Annotated in this window: 18 protein-coding genes; 10 read left to right on the top strand and 8 right to left on the bottom strand. The window is 67.9% G+C overall.

Annotation, left to right across the window (positions count from 1 at the left end):
• The first annotated feature begins 528 nt into the window (after positions 1 to 528).
• Positions 529 to 3051 (top strand): PepSY domain-containing protein, encoded by a 2523-nt coding sequence (locus tag A7X97_RS14795; protein ID WP_111008101.1) that lies wholly within the window; start codon positions 529 to 531, stop codon positions 3049 to 3051.
• A 44-nt stretch (positions 3052 to 3095) separates the two neighbouring features.
• Here the strand turns inward: A7X97_RS14795 and A7X97_RS14790 are convergent, their stop codons facing one another.
• Positions 3096 to 5684: a methyl-accepting chemotaxis protein gene (locus A7X97_RS14790; RefSeq protein ID WP_111008100.1), complete on the bottom strand. Its 2589-nt coding sequence runs from the start codon at positions 5682 to 5684 to the stop codon at positions 3096 to 3098.
• Between the two features lie 202 nt (positions 5685 to 5886).
• Between A7X97_RS14790 and A7X97_RS14785 the strand changes: the two genes are divergently transcribed.
• Positions 5887 to 6726, top strand: coding sequence for an arylamine N-acetyltransferase family protein (locus tag A7X97_RS14785; RefSeq protein WP_111008099.1), 840 nt, complete (start codon positions 5887 to 5889; stop codon positions 6724 to 6726).
• 272 nt (positions 6727 to 6998) lie between these two features.
• Positions 6999 to 7715: an ABC transporter substrate-binding protein gene (locus tag A7X97_RS14775; protein WP_111008098.1), complete on the top strand. Its 717-nt coding sequence runs from the start codon at positions 6999 to 7001 to the stop codon at positions 7713 to 7715.
• Here the strand turns inward: A7X97_RS14775 and A7X97_RS14770 are convergent.
• Positions 7699 to 8610, bottom strand: a complete 912-nt coding sequence (locus A7X97_RS14770; RefSeq protein WP_032954576.1) for a LysR substrate-binding domain-containing protein — start codon at positions 8608 to 8610, stop codon at positions 7699 to 7701. The genes A7X97_RS14775 and A7X97_RS14770 overlap by 17 nt on opposite strands.
• A 98-nt stretch (positions 8611 to 8708) precedes the next feature.
• Between A7X97_RS14770 and A7X97_RS21925 the strand changes: the two genes are divergently transcribed.
• Complete coding sequence (locus tag A7X97_RS21925) at positions 8709 to 8852, top strand: hypothetical protein (protein WP_176698770.1); 144 nt, start codon at positions 8709 to 8711, stop codon at positions 8850 to 8852.
• A 7-nt stretch (positions 8853 to 8859) separates the two neighbouring features.
• Here A7X97_RS21925 and A7X97_RS14765 read toward each other — a convergent pair whose 3' ends face one another.
• Positions 8860 to 9426: a GIY-YIG nuclease family protein gene (locus A7X97_RS14765; protein ID WP_072167283.1), complete on the bottom strand. Its 567-nt coding sequence runs from the start codon at positions 9424 to 9426 to the stop codon at positions 8860 to 8862.
• A gap of 133 nt (positions 9427 to 9559) precedes the next feature.
• On the opposite strand from A7X97_RS14765, the gene A7X97_RS14760 reads away from it, so the two are divergent.
• Positions 9560 to 10342, top strand: coding sequence for a D-alanyl-D-alanine carboxypeptidase family protein (locus A7X97_RS14760; RefSeq protein WP_072167284.1), 783 nt, complete (start codon positions 9560 to 9562; stop codon positions 10340 to 10342).
• Positions 10343 to 10355: 13 nt separating this feature from the next.
• On the opposite strand, the gene A7X97_RS14755 is transcribed toward A7X97_RS14760, so the two are convergent.
• Complete coding sequence (locus tag A7X97_RS14755) at positions 10356 to 10949, bottom strand: TetR/AcrR family transcriptional regulator (protein WP_065178823.1); 594 nt, start codon at positions 10947 to 10949, stop codon at positions 10356 to 10358.
• Between the two features lie 16 nt (positions 10950 to 10965).
• Positions 10966 to 11562 carry an NAD(P)H-dependent oxidoreductase gene (locus A7X97_RS14750; RefSeq protein ID WP_072167285.1) on the bottom strand — a complete coding sequence of 199 codons (597 nt, stop codon included), beginning with the start codon at positions 11560 to 11562 and terminating at the stop codon, positions 10966 to 10968.
• A 125-nt stretch (positions 11563 to 11687) separates the two neighbouring features.
• Between A7X97_RS14750 and A7X97_RS14745 the strand changes: the two genes are divergently transcribed.
• Entirely contained in the window at positions 11688 to 12221 is a 534-nt protein-coding gene (locus A7X97_RS14745; RefSeq protein ID WP_005419691.1) for a hypothetical protein, read from the top strand.
• 33 nt (positions 12222 to 12254) lie between these two features.
• Here A7X97_RS14745 and A7X97_RS14740 read toward each other — a convergent pair whose 3' ends face one another.
• Positions 12255 to 13082, bottom strand: a complete 828-nt coding sequence (locus tag A7X97_RS14740) for an isocitrate lyase/PEP mutase family protein (protein ID WP_072167287.1) — start codon at positions 13080 to 13082, stop codon at positions 12255 to 12257.
• Positions 13083 to 13247: 165 nt separating this feature from the next.
• Here A7X97_RS14740 and A7X97_RS14735 point away from each other — a divergent pair, with 165 nt between their 5' ends.
• The 4 genes from A7X97_RS14735 to accC all read left to right on the top strand — a co-directional run bounded on the left by A7X97_RS14735 (position 13248) and on the right by accC (position 16628).
• A complete protein-coding gene (locus A7X97_RS14735; protein WP_111008097.1) occupies positions 13248 to 13976 on the top strand; it encodes a DOPA 4,5-dioxygenase family protein in 729 nt (242 codons plus the stop codon).
• A gap of 291 nt (positions 13977 to 14267) precedes the next feature.
• On the top strand, positions 14268 to 14711 hold the full coding sequence (gene aroQ, locus A7X97_RS14730; RefSeq protein ID WP_053498267.1) for a type II 3-dehydroquinate dehydratase: 444 nt from the start codon (positions 14268 to 14270) through the stop codon (positions 14709 to 14711).
• A 59-nt stretch (positions 14712 to 14770) separates the two neighbouring features.
• Complete coding sequence (gene accB, locus A7X97_RS14725; protein ID WP_019660824.1) at positions 14771 to 15250, top strand: acetyl-CoA carboxylase biotin carboxyl carrier protein; 480 nt, start codon at positions 14771 to 14773, stop codon at positions 15248 to 15250.
• 10 nt (positions 15251 to 15260) lie between these two features.
• Positions 15261 to 16628, top strand: coding sequence for an acetyl-CoA carboxylase biotin carboxylase subunit (gene accC / locus A7X97_RS14720; protein ID WP_065178826.1), 1368 nt, complete (start codon positions 15261 to 15263; stop codon positions 16626 to 16628).
• A 133-nt stretch (positions 16629 to 16761) separates the two neighbouring features.
• On the opposite strand, the gene A7X97_RS14715 is transcribed toward accC, so the two are convergent.
• Positions 16762 to 17136 (bottom strand): hypothetical protein, encoded by a 375-nt coding sequence (locus A7X97_RS14715; RefSeq protein WP_072167288.1) that lies wholly within the window; start codon positions 17134 to 17136, stop codon positions 16762 to 16764.
• On the bottom strand, positions 17133 to 18098 hold the full coding sequence (locus A7X97_RS14710) for a hypothetical protein (protein WP_072167289.1): 966 nt from the start codon (positions 18096 to 18098) through the stop codon (positions 17133 to 17135). Before A7X97_RS14710 ends, A7X97_RS14715 begins: the two co-directional genes overlap by 4 nt.
• Positions 18099 to 18149: the final 51 nt, after the last annotated feature.

The raw sequence follows: 18149 nt of genomic DNA, 5'->3' as shown, positions 1-18149 counted from the left end.
CAAGTACGTCCCTGTAAGCTTGGCAGCCGCATCCATGCGGCTGACACCCCGCACTCCGACACCGCCCCACCTCTGACAGATCTTCGCGGCTGTTGGTAGGTGTCGACCTTGGTCGACACATCTGTCAGATATCGATATTCAGAACGGAATCAGACCCCGTGCCGACCAACGGTCGGCACCCACCAAAGCAGAACGCCGTTCCGACAGATCGCAGGAAACTGTCGAAGGCGGGGTGGCTCCGGTTGAGGGGGTGTCCGCGGCATGGATGCCGTGACCAAGGCTACAGGGACGTACTTGCGCCGTCCCCCGCAACCGCCCCCCCCGCCTCCTCACAGGAAACCCGCTGTTGCTTCGGCTGTTGCTTCTGAGGTTGCCGGCCAGCGGCCGGCACTACCGCGGGTGCCGGGTGCCGCCCGGCCGGTACCTCCAGCTTGACCGCAGCCGGGGCGCCACGGAGAATTACGCGACTAATTCTCATTTGCTGTTGCGCAGGATGCGGGCGGCAGCCTCCCGGGCCCCTCTCCTTCGATGTTCAAGAACGTCCTGTTCCAACTGCATTGGCTGCTGGGCATTACCGCCGGTGCCGTCCTGGCCGTGATGGGCCTCAGCGGCGCCGTGCTGTCCTTCGAGGACGAGCTGCTGCGCGCCGCCAATCCCGGCTTTGCCGAGATCGCCGAGCACCATGCCGACGGACAGCATCCCCTTGCACTCAGTGAACTGGTGCCGCTGCTCCAGGCCGGCAGCGAACGCCCCCTGCAACGCCTGCGTATCGATGCCACCGGACAGCGGCCGTCGGTCGCGCGCTTTGCCGGCGGCAAGGACCACTGGGTGTACTTCGACCCGTACAGCGGTGAGCGCTTCAGCGCCCTGCGCGGCCAGGCGTTCTTCGACTTCGTCGAGGACCTGCATCGCCACCTTGCCGCGGGCGAACGCGGCAAGTGGATCACCGGCAGCTGTGCCATCGCCCTGCTGTTCTTCACCCTGTCCGGCCTCTACCTGCGCTGGCCACGACGCTGGTGGCACTGGCGCAGCTGGCTGGCAGTGGAGTGGAAACGCAGCGGGCGCGGCTTCCTGTGGAGCCTGCACTCGGTAGTCGGCACCTGGGTGCTGCTGATCTACCTGATGAGTGCGCTGACCGGCCTGTGGTGGTCGTTCGACGGGTATCGCAGTGCGGCCAGCACGCTGCTGGGCGTCCCACCGGCGGCCAAGCACCAGGTTGCCACCGATGCGTCGCTGGACCTGCACCGCATTGAAGCCACGCTGTACGCGCTGCCGGGCGTGCGCGCCGGCTTCATTGACCTGCGCCTGCCGGAGAAGCCCGGGCAGGCGCTGAACGTGCGGGTGATGGCCGGTGATCCGTCGCAGCGCGGCGGCCACCACGATCGTGCGCATGACCTGCTGCAGCTCGATCCGGCCAGCGGTGCGGTTCTCGATGCCCGCCCGTACGCACGCCAGGGCGCGGGCGGACAGCTGGCCACCAGCGTGTTCGCGCTGCATTCGGGCAGCTACTTCGGTGTACCCGGGCGCGTGGTGGTGATGCTCAGCAGCCTGGGCATGAGCCTGTTCTTCATCACCGGCTGGATGCTGTACCTGGACCGCCGCCGCAGCCAGCGTGCCGCGCGCGGGCTGCGCCAGGCGCTACCGATGCCGGCCAGCGACGCCGGCAACGCAGCGTGGCTGGTGGTGCATGCCAGCCAGAGCGGACTGGGCGAACAGCTGGCGTGGCGCGCGGCGGCCCAGCTGCAGGCGGCCGGCCATGCGGTGCAGGTGCTGCCGCTGGCGCGCATCGATGCCGCGCTCCTGCTGCGTGCATCGAGCGCGCTGTTCGTGCTGAGCACCTTCGGCGACGGCGAGCCGCCCGATGCCGCCCGGCGCGCAGCGCGGCAGTTGCTTGCACAAGCGCTGGACCTTTCGGGCCTGCAGTTCGGCCTGCTCGCGCTGGGTGACCGCCAGTACCCGCACTACTGCGGCTTCGGCCGCCGGGTCGATGGCTGGTTGATCGGAAACGGCGCGCGTGCACTGTTCGAGCGCGTCGACGTCGATGCCGCCTCGGTCCCGGCGCTGCGCCGGTGGCAGCAGGAGCTGGGTGCGCTCACCGGCATCGTCACCGATGACAGCGTGCTGCCTGCGGCTACGCAGATGCATGAGTGGCGCCTGCTCGGCCGCGACCGCCTCAACCCTGGCAGCGTCGGCGGAGCCATCTGGCGTATCCGTCTTGCCGCACCGGCCGACGTGCAGTGGCAGGCGGGTGACATCCTGCACATCGCGCCCCGCCACAATGCCCAGCACGCCGGTGCCGTGTTGAAGGCGCATGGGCTGGATCCGCTGCAGCCCCTGCTGGTCGATGGCCATCCGCGCACGCTGCTGGCGCTGGCCAGTGAACGCGAGCTGCCCGAGGCCGATGCTGCGCTGGCGGTGCAGGATGCCTGCCTGTGGCTGGCCGAGCTGCCGCTGCTGCCCAGTCGCGAGTATTCGATCGCCTCCTGCACGGATGATGGCATGGTGGAGCTGGTGGTGCGGCTGGTGCATGACGCCTCCGGTCGAGCCGGGTTGGGCTCGGGCTGGCTGTCGTTGCATGCGCCGATCGATGCCGGCATCGTCGCCCGCGTGCATCGCAACCCCGGTTTCCATCGCGTCATTGGCGCGCCGATGGTGCTGATCGGCAACGGCACCGGCATCGCCGGGCTGCGCAGCCTGTTGCGCGAAGCCGCCCGTGCAGGCGAACACGGGCACTGGCTGTTGTTCGGCGAACGCCAGCGTGCACACGATTTCCTGTTCGCCGACGAGATCGAAGCGTGGCAGGCCGATGGCCATCTCGCCCGGGTGGACCTGGCGTTCTCGCGCGATGGCGACGGCGGTTATGTGCAGGATCGCCTGCAGGCGGCCACCGGAACGCTGCGCGACTGGATACAGCGCGGTGCGGTGATCCATGTCTGTGGGTCGTTGCAGGGCATGGCCGAGGGCGTGGACCAGGTGCTGCGAACCGCGCTGGGTGATGAAGCGGTGGAAACGCTGCTGGAAAACGGGCGCTACCGCCGCGACGTGTATTGATTCCTGCCGCCGAACGCTGGTGTGAGCCGAGCATGGGCTCGGCTCTACAGTGTTCCTGCAGCCGATGTAGCGCCGAGCCTACGCTCGGCTGACCAGGCCGCCGCGGCGCGCGCCTGCGGCATCGACTGCAACCGGAACGCGCCCACCGCGTCGGCCAGGGCACGCACCTGGACCTGCATCTGCGCCGTGGAGGCACCGGCCTCTTCCACCAGGCTGGCGTTGCGTTGGGTACTGGCTTCCATCTGCACGATGGTCTGGTTCACCTGTGCGATGCCGGCATGCTGGTCCTGCGACGCACTGCGGATACCCGCCAGCAGCTCGGCCAGCTGCTGCACGCTGCCGACGATCTCGCCCATCGTGATGCCGGCCTGTTCGGCCTGCTGGTTGCCCTGTCCCACACGCGCCACCGAATCCTCGATCAGGCCCTTGATCTGCTTGGCCGCCTCTGCGCTGCGTTGTGCAAGCAGGCGCACTTCCGCGGCCACCACGGCGAAACTGCGGCCCTGCTCACCGGCACGCGCCGCTTCCACCGCAGCATTCAGCGCCAGGATGTTGGTCTGGAAGGCGATGCCGTCGATCAGCTGGGTGATGTCGCCGATGCGGCGTGATGCCTCGCTGATGCCCTGCATGGTCGCCACCACCTGACCGACAGCCTCGCCGCCGCGCTGCGCCACCGCAGCCGCACCCTTGACCAGCGCGTCGGCACGGCCTGCGGCATCAGCATTGCGACCGACCGTATCGGTCAGTTCGTGCATGGAAGCGGCGGTCTCTTCCAGGTTCGCGGCCTGCTGCTCGGTGCGCTGTGACAGATCTTGATGACCGGCAACGATCTCGCCAACGCCGGTATCGATACTGGAGGTGGCGTGCTGGATGCGGGTGACGATGCGGCCCAGCTGAGCGACCGTCGCGTTGGCATCATCGCGCATGCGCGCGAACACGCCCTGCAGCTCACCCTCCATGCGCACACTGAGGTCACCACGGGCCAGCGCGGCCAGCAATGCCTGCAGGTCGCCGAGGTTGGTTTCAAACGTCGCCAGCAGGCGGTTGATGCTGGTCGACAACGTGCGCACGAAGCCCTGCTTGCCCTCCAGCGCGATGCGACCGTGCAGGTCGCCGTGTGCTGCAGCATCGACCAGCGCAGCGACCTCGGTTTCCAGCAGGGTCTCCAGCGCACGACTGCGCCATTCCACCGCTACGCCGAGGAATTGCCCTTCATCGATGACGGGGTTGGCAATCAGCTGGTAACGCGTGCCAGCATGGCCGATCTCGCGCTCTTCGCGCTGGCGCACGCCGGCCAGGCTGGCCAACGCCGGATGCAGGCGTACCGCGTCGCTGCCCACCAGCGCTTCGTTCCGCAGGTCAAGCAGCTGCAGCAGTGCCGGGTTGGCGTAGGCGACCTGCCCTTCCGCATCGATCACCATCAAACCGGTCTGCGCACTGTCCAATGCCTGGCGCACCCGGGTGTTGCCGCGCGCCACGGCACGCTCGGTCTCGATACGCGCGCGCAGGCGCTGCTGCATGTCGACCAGGCGCTGCGCCAGCTGGCCGATCTCGTCGTTGGCGTTGTAGACGCGCAGGGTGGTGTCCAGGCGGTCGTCGGCGATGTCGCTGGCGAAGTGCAGGGTGTCCTGGATCGGCTGGCGCACTGCACGCAGCACCAGCACGAGGCTGGTGATCAGCACACCGGCGACCAGCAGCACGGTCAATGCAAACAGCACGCTCATCGTGCGCGCACCAGCCTGCTGGCGGGTCTGGGCACGGGCCAGTGCCGCGGCTTGTGCCTGCTGGAATGCGGCCAGCGCAGGCGCTACGCCCGCAGCGGTATCCAGCAGCGACTGCGCTTCCACATCCAGGCCGACACGGGCAGCGGTATACCCCAGCAATGCGGTCTGATACGCCTCCATTCCGGTGCGCAGGGTGTCCTGCGCATCCGCGGGCAGGCCCGCCAGCGCGAGATCGAACGGCAGCTTTTCTTCGCTGGCGCGGTCGGCGTGGGTGGAATCACCGTCGAGCAGCAGCAGTGCCTCCTGCCGCCGCATCTTCTGCAGGGACAACGCCAGCGCATCCCGCTGCTGCGCATCCACCTGCCCCTGCAGCGTGTCTGCAGCCTGTTGCAGCTGCGCGGCGAGGCCGGCCTCACCACGGCCCATCTCGTCGACCCGTTCGAACAGGGCGGCAACACCCTGCGAGAACGCGCCTGCAGCTTCGGTCAGCGCCTGCAGGGCCTTGCGCCGGCCTGCATCCATCGGCATCGTGCGCAGCGCCCGCAGATCGTCCTGCAGCGCCTTTTGCGTGGCAAGCAGCTGCGCGCGGTCGGCATCATCGAAACTGCGTGCATACTGGATCTGCAGGCGGCGCGCTTCGGCCACCCGCGTGGCCAGGCGCGCGGCGAGGTCACTGCCGCGCTGGTAGCTGGCCTGGCTGCGCGCAGCCTGCGTGCTGGCATGCCCGGTCCAGGCGTAGACGGCTGCGATTGCGACCAGTCCCAGGCCACAGACCCACAAGGTCGCCTTGAGCTTGTTGGCTACGCTCAGCCGATGCGGTTGCAGCCACAGCAGCAGGCCGGAGGACGCCGGGCGCAGCGCCGCAAGCCGCGTGCGCAGGGACCGGAGGTGGGGGACAACGGCCGACATGACAGGCTCCAGGTAAAGGGACGCACCTGTATCGGCCGGATTCAAGCCAACTTTAGAACTTTCGTCGTCCTGGCCCAGCGGTGACGGGCGGACGCGGCCTTTGTACCGGGTGCAGGCGACGCTGGCGTGACACGACCAGCACCCTTGACCTCAACCCCGGTTGGGGGGGCACAGTGGACCTCCCCTCCCGCCCGGTGCCGCCATGACGACGCTCGATGTCCCCCGCTACCTGCAGCGCCTGCAGCTGGATGCACCGCCACCGCTGACGCTGGCCGGCCTGACCCTGCTGCAGCAGCGCCACAACGCAGTGCTGCCGTTCGAGACCCTCAGCTGCCTGCTGCGCGATGCGGTACCGATCGACCTGGACAGCGTGCAGCGCAAGCTGCTGGACGAGCGCCGTGGCGGGTACTGCTTCGAACTCAATGGCGGCCTGCTGGCGCTGCTGCAGGCGCTGGGCTTCGATGCGCAGCCATTGAGCGCGCGCGTGCTGCTGGCTGCCCAGGACGGCGACCTGACCGCACGGACCCACCTGCTGCTGCGCGTGCAGGTGGACGGCGATGACTGGCTGGTGGATGCCGGTTTCGGCAGCCTGACCCCGACCGTGCCGCTGCGGCTGCATGATCCGCAGCCGCAGGCCACGCCTCACGAGCGGTACCTGCTGCAGCGCCTGCCCGGCGAGGGGGATTTCGTGCTGTACGCCGAATCCGGTGACGGCTGGCGGGCGATGTACCGTTTCGACCTGCACGTGCCCGCACCGATCGACAACGTGGTGGGCAACTGGTACGTGTGCACCCATCCCGACTCCAGCTTCCCTGGCCAACTGCGCGCGTCGCTGACCGGGCCGGACTGGCGACGCACCATCGGCAGCGGCAACTACACCGAGTACCGCCCCGGCCAGGCACCGGACAAGCGTCCGCTGCACGATGTTGCCGACGTGCGCGACGTGCTGCAGCAACGCTTCGGCATGCAGTTGCCCGAAGACCCGCGGCTCGATCCGGCGATCAACGACTGGCTGCAGCGCTCACGCGCCGCGACCTTGTAGAGCCGAGCCCATGCCCGGCTGAGCTTGGGCGGCTGGGTCAACAGCAGCCGAGCATGGGCTCGGCTCTACGGAACCGTGCGCGCCTGCAACGCAATCCGGTTGCCTTCACTTTCGCAGATCTCGGCCACGCTCCAGGCTCACCTCCAAGTCCATGCCCACACCTGCGGCCTCGTCGGCAAACGGAAGGTAGGCCATCCTGCAGTCGTGCAGCATGACACTCCTTGCAGGGCAGCGCTGGCATGCTGGGTGCCCCTTTCCTCGCGGAGTCCTGCATGTCCCTGGCCGATCACCAAAGTGCGCTGTCACCGCAGGGCTTCCTGCGCGTGGCGATCAACCTGGGCAACCCGGTGCTGGCGCAGGGCGATGCGCACTCGCCGCGCGGACCGTCGGTGGAGCTGGCCGCGATATTGGCGCAGCGCCTGGGTGTGCAGGCACGCTTCACCTGTCACGATGCCGCAGCCTCGGTGGTCGCTGCGGCAGGCGAAGACGGCTGGGATCTGGCCTTCTTGGCCATCGATCCGGCACGTGCCGACCGCATCGCCTTCAGTGCTCCGTACGTGGAGATCGAAGGCACCTATCTGGTGCGCGAGGACAGTCCCGCGCAGCAGGTGACCGACCTCGACCGCGAGGGGCTGCGCATCGCGGTGGGCCGCGGTGCAGCCTACGATCTGTTTCTCAGCCGCGAACTGCGCCACGCCACGATCGAACGGGCCGAGACGTCGGCGGCTGCGATCACCCTGTTCGATCTGCAGCGCCTGGATGCCGCCGCCGGCGTGCGCCAGCCGCTGCAAGCATGGGCGCGGGCGCATCCCGGCCACCGCGTGCTGGCTGACCGTTTCACCGCGATCCAGCAGGCGGTGGCGGCGCCGGCATCCCGCCCCGCCGACGCGCTGCAGGCGCTGTTCGAAGAAGTGGAGGCGATCAAGGCCGGCTCGCTGCTGGAGGAGGCATTCGCGCGCGCCGGGCAGGCGGTCACGCTGGTGCGATGAGTGTAGCGTCCGCCATGTGCCGCACGTGTTCGGCAGCCTGCGCGTGCAGCCAGTCGCGGAAGGCAAGAAAGCCGCGGTGGCGGGCCGAACGCTGCGGGTAGACCAGCCAATGCGGCCAGGCGGTTTTCAGGCGCAGGTTGGACAGCGCAACCAGTTGGCCGGAATCCAGCAACAAGCGCGCCCGCGTCACCCGCCCCAGCGCCACGCCCACCCCGTCCAGCGCCGCACGGTGGTGTGCCTCCGAATCATCCAGCACCGCTACGAAGCGCGACGGCGGGGTCTGCCCGCTCAACGCGAACCAGGCCCCCCACGCGCCATCGGGGTCCCCCAGCAGTGGCCACTGGTTCAGTGGCACCCGGTCGATCCCTCCCATGCGTTCGATCAGCGCCGGGCTCGCCATTGGCAGCAGCCACTCGTCGAACAGCGGCTCAACCACCAGGCCCGGCCACTGCCCGCTGCCCAGCCGCAGCGCGGCGTCGAACTGGCGCTGCCGCTCGAAATCAATCAGGCGCTCACTCGACTGCAGGTTGATCTCGATCTGTGGGTGCTCAGCCACGAAATGCCCCAGGCGCGGCACCAGCCACGCCGACGCCATCGACGGCACCGCACTGATCGTCAGCACGTGCTCGGCGCGGGCCGCATAGGGCTGGAAGGCTTCGTTGATCGCATCCAGATGCGGGCCGACCTGGTCGAGCAGGCGCTGCCCCTCCAGGGTGAGGGCGACGCCACGCGGTTGGCGGACCAGCAGTGGCTGCCCGAGCCGCTCTTCCAGCTGGCGCATCTGATGGCTGAGCGCACTGACGGTCAGGTTCATCGATGCCGCTGCCCGTGACAGGTTGCCCAGCCGCGCGGCGGCCACGAAACCCTGCAGGGCATGAAGGGGCGGACGGGACATCAGGCTTGAATTCCTCTCAAGGCATGCTTGCGGAAATGTCGCTTTTTGCCCGCCCATGCTGCCCGTATCGTGCAATCCACTCAAGTGGAGGCACGCTCATGAACATCTTCGGCAGCCTGTTGTTCCTGCACGGCCATGTGGCCAACGCCGAGCTGGCACGCCAGCTGGCCAGTCCGTCCACCGACTCCCCTGCGTGCGCGGCGCAACCGGCCGCGCCGGTTCAGCAGCCGGGGACCCGTTGAACGCGGCTCAACCTGTGTACCAGCGTTGGACGTATTCAGGCAGCCAGGGCATTGGATCGATATCCAGTGCCCGGCAACCGTCGAGCGTGTCACGCAGCACGCCCTCGCCGGGGCCACCGGAAATCCGCAGTCCTTCCTCTTCCGGAAGCTGCACCACAGCCCAGTCGTGCAGCCGGTCCATGCGCAGGCGCATCGCCACCTGCAGCCACGCCTTCAGCGGGTAACAGCGATAGCCTTGTTCACCCAACGCAGCAATTGCGAGCGACAAGGCCTGGTTGGCACCACGTACCCATTCAGTACGACCCCCAGCCTTGTGCTGGATCGTCATCGGTGCCGGTGCGCGGTGCGCCTTGAACGGCGAACGCAGCTGCAGCTCCAGATCACGTGCATCACGCTCGCCCTCCGCTTCCACCAGCGCACCGGCATCGAGGTCGAAGAACTCGAACCAGCGCCGATGCAATGCGCTGATGCGTCCGAGCGGATCACGTGAAAAGCCGATCTTCGCGTAGTCCTCCCACGCACACGGGAAGACGTAGGTAAAGACACGACCGTCGATGCGGATATCCGATTGCATGTGCGCAGGCTGCCTCCACCTCAGCCCGGGCGCAACCGGGCGCTACCGTGCACGCTGCAGCGCTCCGGCAGTGCGGCTTCGTGCAGCCGGCACGAACTATTCTTGCTGACTGTCGCTGCCATCTCCGCCCGCCATGCCGTCTGCTGCGCCCGCCCCCCTACCGATTTCGTCCATCACCCTGGAAGCGGCAACCTCTGCGGTGATTCACCAGCACAACGCTGAAACCGCGCGGCAACCGGCATCGCTGACCAAGCTGATGACCGCCTACGCCGCCTATGCGTGCGTCGAAGAGAACGGACGCTCGTGGGACGACCCGGTCACCATCGCCGCCGACGATGTGCATGCCGTGGCCGATGATGAAACGCGCATGGGCCTGGCGCCCGGCGAGACAATCACCCTGGCGCGCCTGCTGGAAGGGTTGATGGTGGTGTCCGGCAATGACGCTGCATTGGCGATCGCGCGCCACCTGGACGGATCGCAGGCCGCATTCCTGGAACGCATGAACCGGCACGCACGCCAGCTCGGGCTGCGCAGCACCTGGTTTGCCAGCGTGTCCGGCATCACCACACCGCACCATGTCTCCAGCGCGCGCGACATGGCGGTGCTGGCCGCCCGCCTGTTGAACGATCATCCGCAGATCCTGGCGATCACCGCGCAGCGCGCGTTCGCCCATGGCAGCTTCAACCGCAGCAACCAGAACGCCCTGCTCGGCGAAGACGGCGTGGACGGCTTGAAGACCGGCTACACCCAGGCCGCAGGCTTCTGCCTGGCCGCCACCGCGTGCCGGCCAGTACCCGGGCGGGACCAGCCGGTACGGCTGATCACCGTGGTGTTGGGCTCTGCAAGCCGCGACGCGCGCGACGCACTGGTGCGCGACCAGTTGGCCGCGGGATTCGCCGCCCTGGCCGGCGGCTGACCGCTCGTGCGGCTCAGCGCCGCTTGACCGTCGCCACGATCAGCCGCTGCAGCTCGGCCACGGCACCGGCCTTGTCCAGCGCGCCGGCAGCCACACCCTCTGAAAGGGCTTCAGCCGCACCGAGGATGGCCCAGCGCCCGGCCAGCGACACCGTGCCGTCGGCCGCGAACGGGCCCAGCCAGACCTGGCAGTTGTCGATGAAATCCTGCTGGTAGCGCCGCCGCACCTCATGCAGTTCCGGCGCCCCCACCAGCGCGGCGAGGATGCCTTGCACTTCACTGCCCTGGCTGAGGACGCAGTCGATGTAGCCGGAGGCGATAGCCGCCGCCCGATCGACCAGTTGCGCCCGGGCGCGACCGATACGCTCGTGGAAGACCACGGTCTGGCGTCCGTCATAGTCATCGTAGAGCGCCGCCAGCAAGCCATTGCGGGTCACGAAGTGATCATAGGCCACAGGCTTGGTCACGCCCGCCGCTTCGGCCAGCCGCCCCAGCGTCAACGCTCCGGTACCTTCTTCGCGGACCAGTGCCCAGGCCACATCCAGCAACTGGCGGGTGCGTTGCTCCCGGGTCATTCGGCGGCGCGTGGGGGTGGCGTTGGCGGGCATCGGCGGAGCACGGCGATCAGCGCATCGGAACACCAATTTTACGGCCGATCGCCAGCGCGGTCTGCAGATGCGCTTCAGCGGCACCGGTATCGGCGTCCAACAGCAGGTGGGACGACAGCACGCGCGCGCCGCAATAGTCGAAGATGCCCATGTCGATCTGGGTCCTCATTGCCGCGTCGTAGCCACGACGTTCGACCATGGCTGCGTCGGCGCCGCCCAAGCCGACCAGATGCACATTCAGGCGCTGCAGCTTCTTCACCAGCCTGCCCTGCGCATCCTGTGCGTAGGCCCAGTCGTTGGTGAACACACGGTCGATCCAGCCTTTCAGCAGCGCCGGGAACGACCACCAGTACAACGGGAACACCAGCACCAGCGTATCGGTGGCATCCAGCCGCGCGTGCTCGGCAGCGACATCGGCCGGTACCGCGCCGGTGCTGCGGAACAACGCCTGGTCCTGCGGGTTGAAGCGCGGATCGAAGCCTTCGGCCATCAGGTCGGCATAGGCCACGGTGTTGCCGGTGTCGGCCGCGGCAATGGCATCACCGATGCGACGCGCCATCGCGTGGGTCAGCGAACCGGGCTCAGGGTGGGCGATGACAATGAGGCTGTGCATGGAGATCTCCAGGAATCTATACTTACTAATGGTAAGTAGCGATTCCGGGGAAACCAGCGCCACCGGTGGGACGCTGTTTTCGCGTCCAACGTATAGTGCAGCGATGCCCTGTGGGACACCCGGAGATGGATCGACGCCTGCCCCTGACGATACTGACGCTGCTGCTGTCGCTGTTGCTGCCATCCGCCTTCGCGGGTGAACTCAGTCCCAGTGACGCGAAGGCCCTGCGCGAAGATGTGCGCGCCCTGATGACTGCCTACGCCCGCGGCGACGCGGACTTCCTCATCGAGCGTACGCATCCCAGCCTCAAGCGGCTGGCCGGCGGCGATGAGGCCTTCCAGGCGATCACCCGCGATGCGTTGAAGAAGCAGCACAGCGGCGGCGTGGTGGTCATCAGCGAAGACGTCGGTGTGCCGACCCGGACCTATGCGGCTGGGGAGGAAGAAGTCTGCTTCGTGCCACGCCAATCCCTGGTACGGGTGCGTGAAACCCCGATGCGCAGCACCACGTTCATGGTGGCCGTGCGCCGCATTGGCGGTTCCGGGTGGACATATCTGGACGGCACGGGGCTGCAGGACAATCCACGCCTGCTTCGCCAACTGCTGCCAGCGTTGGAACCCGGCGTGATCCTGCCCAAGCGGGAGATCGAGGCGTTGTAGTCGCCGGCCCTTCCCGCCATGCAGGGCGCGGGGCTACTGGAACAACGCGTTCAAGGCCGCCCCGGACGCCGCCTGCTGCAGGCCATCGAAGCGTCCGTCCTGCACGATCGGCTGGGTCGCCTGCATCAGTCCAGCCCACGCGGCACGCGCCAGCGCACCGCCCAGGCTGACCCGGCGAACGCCAAGTGCGGCGATGTCCTGCAGGCTCAGTGCTGTGGGGCCAGCGACCAGCAGGTTCACCGGCTTGGAGCCCGCGGCGGCGACCACCGCACTGATCTGCTCGCGCGTACTGATGCCCGGTGCATACAGCACATCGGCTCCGGCCTCGGCATAGGCACGCAGGCGCCGCAGGGTGTCCTGCAGATCCGGTACGCCCACGAAGAAGTTCTCCGCTCGCCCGACCAGCAGCACGTCGCCGCCCGCGCGGTCGATGGCCGCACGCGCCGCGCGCAATCGCTCGACCGCCTGCTCGATGGGCCTCAGTGGTGCATCGGCCAGGCCGCTGGCGTCCTCGATCGACAACGCCGCGATGCCGGTATCGAGCGCCGCGGTCACCGCCTCCTCCACCGCCTGTGGCGTAGCGCCGAAACCATCACCGAAGTCGGCATTCAATGGCAACGGGGTCGCCGCCGCCATCAGTCGCAGGTGCTCCAGCGTGGCCTGCAGCGATACCGCGCCGTCCGGCCGCCCCTCACTCCAGGCGCAGCCGGCACTGGTCGTGGCCAAGGCCTGGAAGCCCTGCCGTTGCAGATAGCGCGCACTGCCGACGTCCCACGGATTGGGCAGCACGAAGCATCCTGCTGCATGCAACTGGCGGAAGCTGGCGCGCTTGCGCAGGGTGTCGGCATCAGGCGAGGCCATGGCGGGCTCCGGGGCGGCAAACCTGCACCCTAGCCCGCCGTTCGGTCGCGCTCAAGGCGACGAAGGCAGCCGTGCATGAAGTGATGCCGGCTGCTTATTGGACGCCACCGGCAGCCGTGCCCGAGCGTGGACGCCTGCCCCCCCAATGCCGCCACGGAGCACCTCATGCACCCGGACCCGCAGCCCCTCATCGACCCGGGCGACGATGACGCCCACTGGGCCGACGTGCTTTCGCCCGCCCGCCGGCGCCTGATCGCGTCGGCCGGCCTGGCCGCCGGCGGCCTGGCCAGCGCGTCCACCGCCACCGCCGCCGCGCGCGTCGGCAGCGCCGTGAACACCACCGAGCCCGGACGACCCGGCTTCCGCGCCATGGTTCCGCCAGCGTCCAAGGGCCGCAGCCCCTGGGGCCAGGCCACGGCCAGCGAACCGACCCCGCGCCCGGCCAGCGTGCGCCCCGGCGAGGCCACGTTGCCCACCGCCCCGCGCGCCTACACCGACATCAAGAGCTACCACGCCCATATCTATTTCGATGAGGACAGCTTCGAGAAGGCAGCCCTGCTGCGGCGCTGGGCCGCCGAGCGCTTCCCGGTGGAGCTGGGCAACTGGAACCTGGAGCCGCGTGGCCCGCACGTCACCCCCTCTTTCTACTTCGGCTTCACCAACGACCTGCTGCCGGTGCTGGTGCCCTGGCTGCAGCTCAACAGCCTGGGGCTGACCATCCTGATCCACCCCAATACCGGCGACGGTCGCGCCGATCACCTGTACTACGCGTTGTGGGTGAACCGCGCTCAGCCGGTGAACGCCTACAACTGGCCGGCGCCGCAGCCGGGGGAACAGGAGCCGTTGGAGGAGGTATTCCCGAACGTGGTGCCGACGGTACCGTTGGAGACCTGAGCGATCAGCTGACAGGCAACTCCCTGGTAAGGGCACAGCGGCTGCGCCCTACGCCTCCTCATCCACGCAGGTGCGGCTCTGCCGATGAGCGGCCCGGGCGTGATCGTCGGCCTACGTGCTCGCAACCACCGCAAGCACGCCGTTCAGCGCGCCTTGATCCAGCGCCCGCCGTACGGCGACAAGCCCTGCAGCGAATTTCAAACGGACGATTGAAACGCTGCAAACTTCGCCGAACTGGACAGCATCCGCCGGTTCCGCCAGACTGCCGCCCTTTCCCGTCTTCCGGATCCCATGGCGAAGCTGCTGGTCCTGCACGGCCCCAACCTCAACCTGCTCGGCACCCGCGAGCCGGAGGTGTACGGCCACACCACGCTGGCCGACATCGACCAAGCCCTGGCCGCGCAGGCATCCGCTGCCGGGCACGCCGTGGAGAGCCTGCAGTCCAATGCCGAGCATGTGCTGGTCGACCGCGTGCAGGCTGTGCGCAACGACGGAACCGCTTTCATCCTGATCAACCCCGCCGCCTTCACCCACACCTCGGTGGCCCTGCGCGATGCGCTGGCAGCGGTGGCGGTGCCGTTCATCGAGATCCATCTGTCCAACCCGCATACCCGCGAACCCTTCCGCCAGCACAGCTACTTCAGTGACAAGGCGGTGGGCGTGGTGTGCGGCTTCGGTGCCGACAGCTACCGCTACGCGATGGACGCGGCGCTGCTGCGCGTATCCGCCACCTGATTGTCGACCCGGGCGCCCACGGCGCTCTCCTCACCTAGATAGAAACCAAAGAGGCCCTCATGGATCTGCGCAAAATCAAGAAGCTGATCGACCTGCTGGAAGAGTCGAACCTGGCTGAAATCGAAATCAAGGAAGGCGAAGAGTCGGTGCGCCTGTCGCGCGCTCCGGTCGCTGGTTATGCCGCGCCGGTCGCAGCTCCGGTGTACGCCGCCCCGGCGGCGCCGGCGGCGCAGGCGATGCCGATGCAGTCGCCGACCGAAGCGTCCACCGGCGGCACCGCCAAGCCGGGCCCGGCGCTGCCGGAAGGCCATGTGCTGCGCTCGCCGATGGTCGGCACGTTCTATGCCTCGTCCGCCCCGGACAAGCCGGCCTTCGTCACCGTGGGCCAGCAGGTCAAGGAAGGCGAAACCCTGGCCATCATCGAAGCGATGAAGATGTTCAACCCGATCGAAGCCGACACCTCCGGCACCATCGTCGCCATCCTCGGCGAGAACGGCCAGCCGGTGGAGTTCGACCAGCCGCTGTTCGTGATCGGCTGAGGGGCGCGCCATGCTCGACAAAGTCGTCATCGCCAACCGAGGGGAGATCGCGCTGCGCATCCTGCGCGCGTGCCACACCCTCGGCATCCGCACGGTGGCCGTGCATTCCACGGTCGACCGCAACCTCAAGCACGTGGCCATGGCCGACGAGTCGGTCTGCATCGGTCCGGCGCCGTCGCCGCAGAGCTACCTCAACATCCCGGCACTGATCGCCGCCGCTGAAGTCACCGACGCCCAGGCCATCCACCCGGGCTACGGCTTCCTGTCGGAGAACGCCGACTTCGCCGAGCGCGTGGAAGAGTCGGGCTTCATCTTCATCGGCCCCAAGGCTGACACCATCCGCATGATGGGTGACAAGGTCGAAGCCATCCGCGCGATGAAGGCCGCTGGCGTGCCGTGCGTGCCCGGCTCGGGCGGCCCGCTGGGCGACGACATCGTCGCCAACACCAAGATCGCCCGTGAGATCGGTTATCCGGTCATCATCAAGGCGGCCGGCGGCGGTGGTGGCCGTGGCATGCGCGTCGTGCACGCCGAAGCTTCGCTGAAGACCTCGATCGAAACCACCAAGAGCGAGGCCAAGGCCGCGTTCGGCAATGGCGAGGTCTACATGGAGAAGTTCCTGGAGAACCCGCGCCACGTGGAGATCCAGGTGCTGGCCGACGGCCAGGGCAACGCCATCCACCTCGGCGAACGCGACTGCTCGATGCAGCGCCGCCACCAGAAGGTGGTGGAAGAAGCACCGGCACCGGGCATCACCGCCGAACAGCGCGAGCAGATCGGCAAGGTGTGCGTGGAAGCCTGCATCCGCATCGGTTATCGCGGCGCCGGCACCTTCGAGTTCCTGTACGAGGACGGCCGCTTCTACTTCATCGAAATGAACACCCGCATCCAGGTAGAGCATCCGGTCACCGAAATGGTCACCGGCATCGACCTGGTGGCCGAGCAGCTGAAGATCGCCGCTGGCCAGAAGCTGTCGATCAAGCAGAGCGACGTGGTGCTGACCGGCCATGCCATCGAATGCCGCATCAACGCCGAAGACGCTGAGACCTTCGTGCCGAGCCCGGGCACCATCACCGGCTTCCATCCGCCGGGGGGGCCCGGCGTGCGCGTGGATACCCATATCTACAGTGGCTATCGCGTGCCGTCCAACTACGACTCGATGATCGGCAAGCTGATCGTGCACGGCCCGGACCGCGAAACCGCCATCGCCCGCATGCGGGTGGCGCTGAGCGAGATGGTGGTCGATGGCATCAAGACCAACATCGCCCTGCAGCAGCGGATCATGCGCGACAAGGGCTTCCAGGCCGGTGGACAGAACATCCACTACCTGGAAAAGCGCCTTGCCGAGCGCAAGAACAAGCCGATCGCGCTGACCTGATCGTCAGCCGATGCTGGACAAGGAAAGGGCGGGGATATCCCCGCCCTTTTCTGTTTTCCTTCCGGCAGCGCCGAGCCGTTCCCGGCTTGCGGGCGAGTGCAGCCGAGCATGGCTCGGCTCTACTGATGCTGCTTCAGCGCGCGTCCGCCGCCGTCGCCGGAATCTGCGAATTGGCCAGCGGCCGCACGCCATTGGGCGAGGCTGGATCGACGATCACCATGGTCTCGGTCGAGCCATCCGGCCACACTACCTGGAAGGTGCTGCCAGCCGGCAGTGAAGCGAACGGCATGCCCGTCTGCGCGCGATAGACCGCAGCGACCTGGCTGGCGCCGGCGCGGCGCACGTCTTCCTGCGCCTTCACCGTGGTCAGTTCCACCTTCGACAGATGCCGGTACCGATCCTCGTAGGTATCGATCATCAGCAGGCCGACCGCACCGGCAGAGTAGGCCACGAACAGCGCCACCCAGAACCAGAACTTGGCCCCATGCAGGAATCGACGGTAATTCATCGCCCGTCCCTCTTTCCAATCAATCGCTTGATCCATTCCTTCATTTTCCCAGCACCTTGCCGCGATACCGCAGCGTCATACACGAAATCCCGGAAATCCTGCGCTCCATCCTGCGAACAGATCCCTCCGTTCGCACAAAAACTGTTGACCAGCACGCTGTCCGCTCCACACGGTAGACCGAGTTCGCAGGCCGCAAGCCGCCATGCAAGCTCACTGAGCTGTTCGCCCGCCACCAGGCCGTCGAGTGCGCTGTCACCGGCGGCACGCACGCCCATGCCCGGCGCGATCGCCATATAGGCCTCCGGATCACGCGAAGTGCGCACGCGCTCGACCAGGTCGCGGCGGTACTCGGCACTGTCATGCAACGGCTCACCCTCGGCGAACAGCGATGCTTCTGCGGCCAGATTGCCCTGCGCGGCCGCCTTGCGGCGTTCGGCCAGCACCAGCGCAGCGCCCAGCTTGTCGCCCGGAACGAAGCCGCCACACCGCTGCGCCACGCGCTCGCGGGCCTCGATCATCGCCGGCGCCGCGGTCAGGCCCAACCCGCTCAACACGTTGTTGTCCAAGCGGTAGCCACCCGGATCGAGCGCGTACTGCGCGCAATAGTCATACACGCGGCTGAGCATCCAGCGCGCTTCATGGTTGCCGGTATCGGCCTGTACGCGCAGGCGCTGGGCGAAGGCATACAGATCGCTGGCGTCTTCGATGTCGGCGCGGAGGTCCAGCGGCAGGCCCGACGGCAGCGTGTTGCCGCGCTCGACGGTGGCCAGCCGGCGCGCCAGGGCTTCCGGCACCACCGGCAACGCCGCTCCGCTGTCGCGGCTGGGCACGACGGTCGGCAGGTCCGGCGACGGTGATGCCACGCCCGCCGCATGGCCGCTGGCCCGGTACCCGGCCACGCCCAGCACGGCCACCGCCGGCAGCACGAGCAACCAGGTTTTCAGGGTCGGGGCGAAGGCCATCGGCGGCGGTGAGCGTTCACGGCGCACAGGAAAGTGTCGAGTTTAGCAAGG

It is taken from the genome of Stenotrophomonas sepilia (assembly GCF_003244875.1).
GTDB lineage: Bacteria > Pseudomonadota > Gammaproteobacteria > Xanthomonadales > Xanthomonadaceae > Stenotrophomonas > Stenotrophomonas sepilia.
The sequence above is the reverse complement of the archived record's forward strand: the minus strand, read 5'-3'. Positions and strand labels throughout refer to the sequence as shown.

Coding starts and splice junctions, on each gene's coding strand:
- A7X97_RS14715 (WP_072167288.1), bottom strand. CDS start 17,136: ATGAATTACCGTCGATTCCTGCATGGGGCCAAGTTCTGGTTCTGGGTG.
- A7X97_RS14760 (WP_072167284.1), top strand. CDS start 9,560: ATGCCGTCTGCTGCGCCCGCCCCCCTACCGATTTCGTCCATCACCCTG.
- A7X97_RS14710 (WP_072167289.1), bottom strand. CDS start 18,098: ATGGCCTTCGCCCCGACCCTGAAAACCTGGTTGCTCGTGCTGCCGGCG.
- A7X97_RS21925 (WP_176698770.1), top strand. CDS start 8,709: ATGAACATCTTCGGCAGCCTGTTGTTCCTGCACGGCCATGTGGCCAAC.
- A7X97_RS14755 (WP_065178823.1), bottom strand. CDS start 10,949: ATGCCCGCCAACGCCACCCCCACGCGCCGCCGAATGACCCGGGAGCAA.
- A7X97_RS14785 (WP_111008099.1), top strand. CDS start 5,887: ATGACGACGCTCGATGTCCCCCGCTACCTGCAGCGCCTGCAGCTGGAT.
- A7X97_RS14790 (WP_111008100.1), bottom strand. CDS start 5,684: ATGTCGGCCGTTGTCCCCCACCTCCGGTCCCTGCGCACGCGGCTTGCG.
- A7X97_RS14750 (WP_072167285.1), bottom strand. CDS start 11,562: ATGCACAGCCTCATTGTCATCGCCCACCCTGAGCCCGGTTCGCTGACC.
- A7X97_RS14735 (WP_111008097.1), top strand. CDS start 13,248: ATGCACCCGGACCCGCAGCCCCTCATCGACCCGGGCGACGATGACGCC.
- accC (WP_065178826.1), top strand. CDS start 15,261: ATGCTCGACAAAGTCGTCATCGCCAACCGAGGGGAGATCGCGCTGCGC.
- A7X97_RS14795 (WP_111008101.1), top strand. CDS start 529: ATGTTCAAGAACGTCCTGTTCCAACTGCATTGGCTGCTGGGCATTACC.
- A7X97_RS14770 (WP_032954576.1), bottom strand. CDS start 8,610: ATGTCCCGTCCGCCCCTTCATGCCCTGCAGGGTTTCGTGGCCGCCGCG.
- A7X97_RS14765 (WP_072167283.1), bottom strand. CDS start 9,426: ATGCAATCGGATATCCGCATCGACGGTCGTGTCTTTACCTACGTCTTC.
- A7X97_RS14775 (WP_111008098.1), top strand. CDS start 6,999: ATGTCCCTGGCCGATCACCAAAGTGCGCTGTCACCGCAGGGCTTCCTG.
- A7X97_RS14745 (WP_005419691.1), top strand. CDS start 11,688: ATGGATCGACGCCTGCCCCTGACGATACTGACGCTGCTGCTGTCGCTG.
- A7X97_RS14740 (WP_072167287.1), bottom strand. CDS start 13,082: ATGGCCTCGCCTGATGCCGACACCCTGCGCAAGCGCGCCAGCTTCCGC.
- aroQ (WP_053498267.1), top strand. CDS start 14,268: ATGGCGAAGCTGCTGGTCCTGCACGGCCCCAACCTCAACCTGCTCGGC.
- accB (WP_019660824.1), top strand. CDS start 14,771: ATGGATCTGCGCAAAATCAAGAAGCTGATCGACCTGCTGGAAGAGTCG.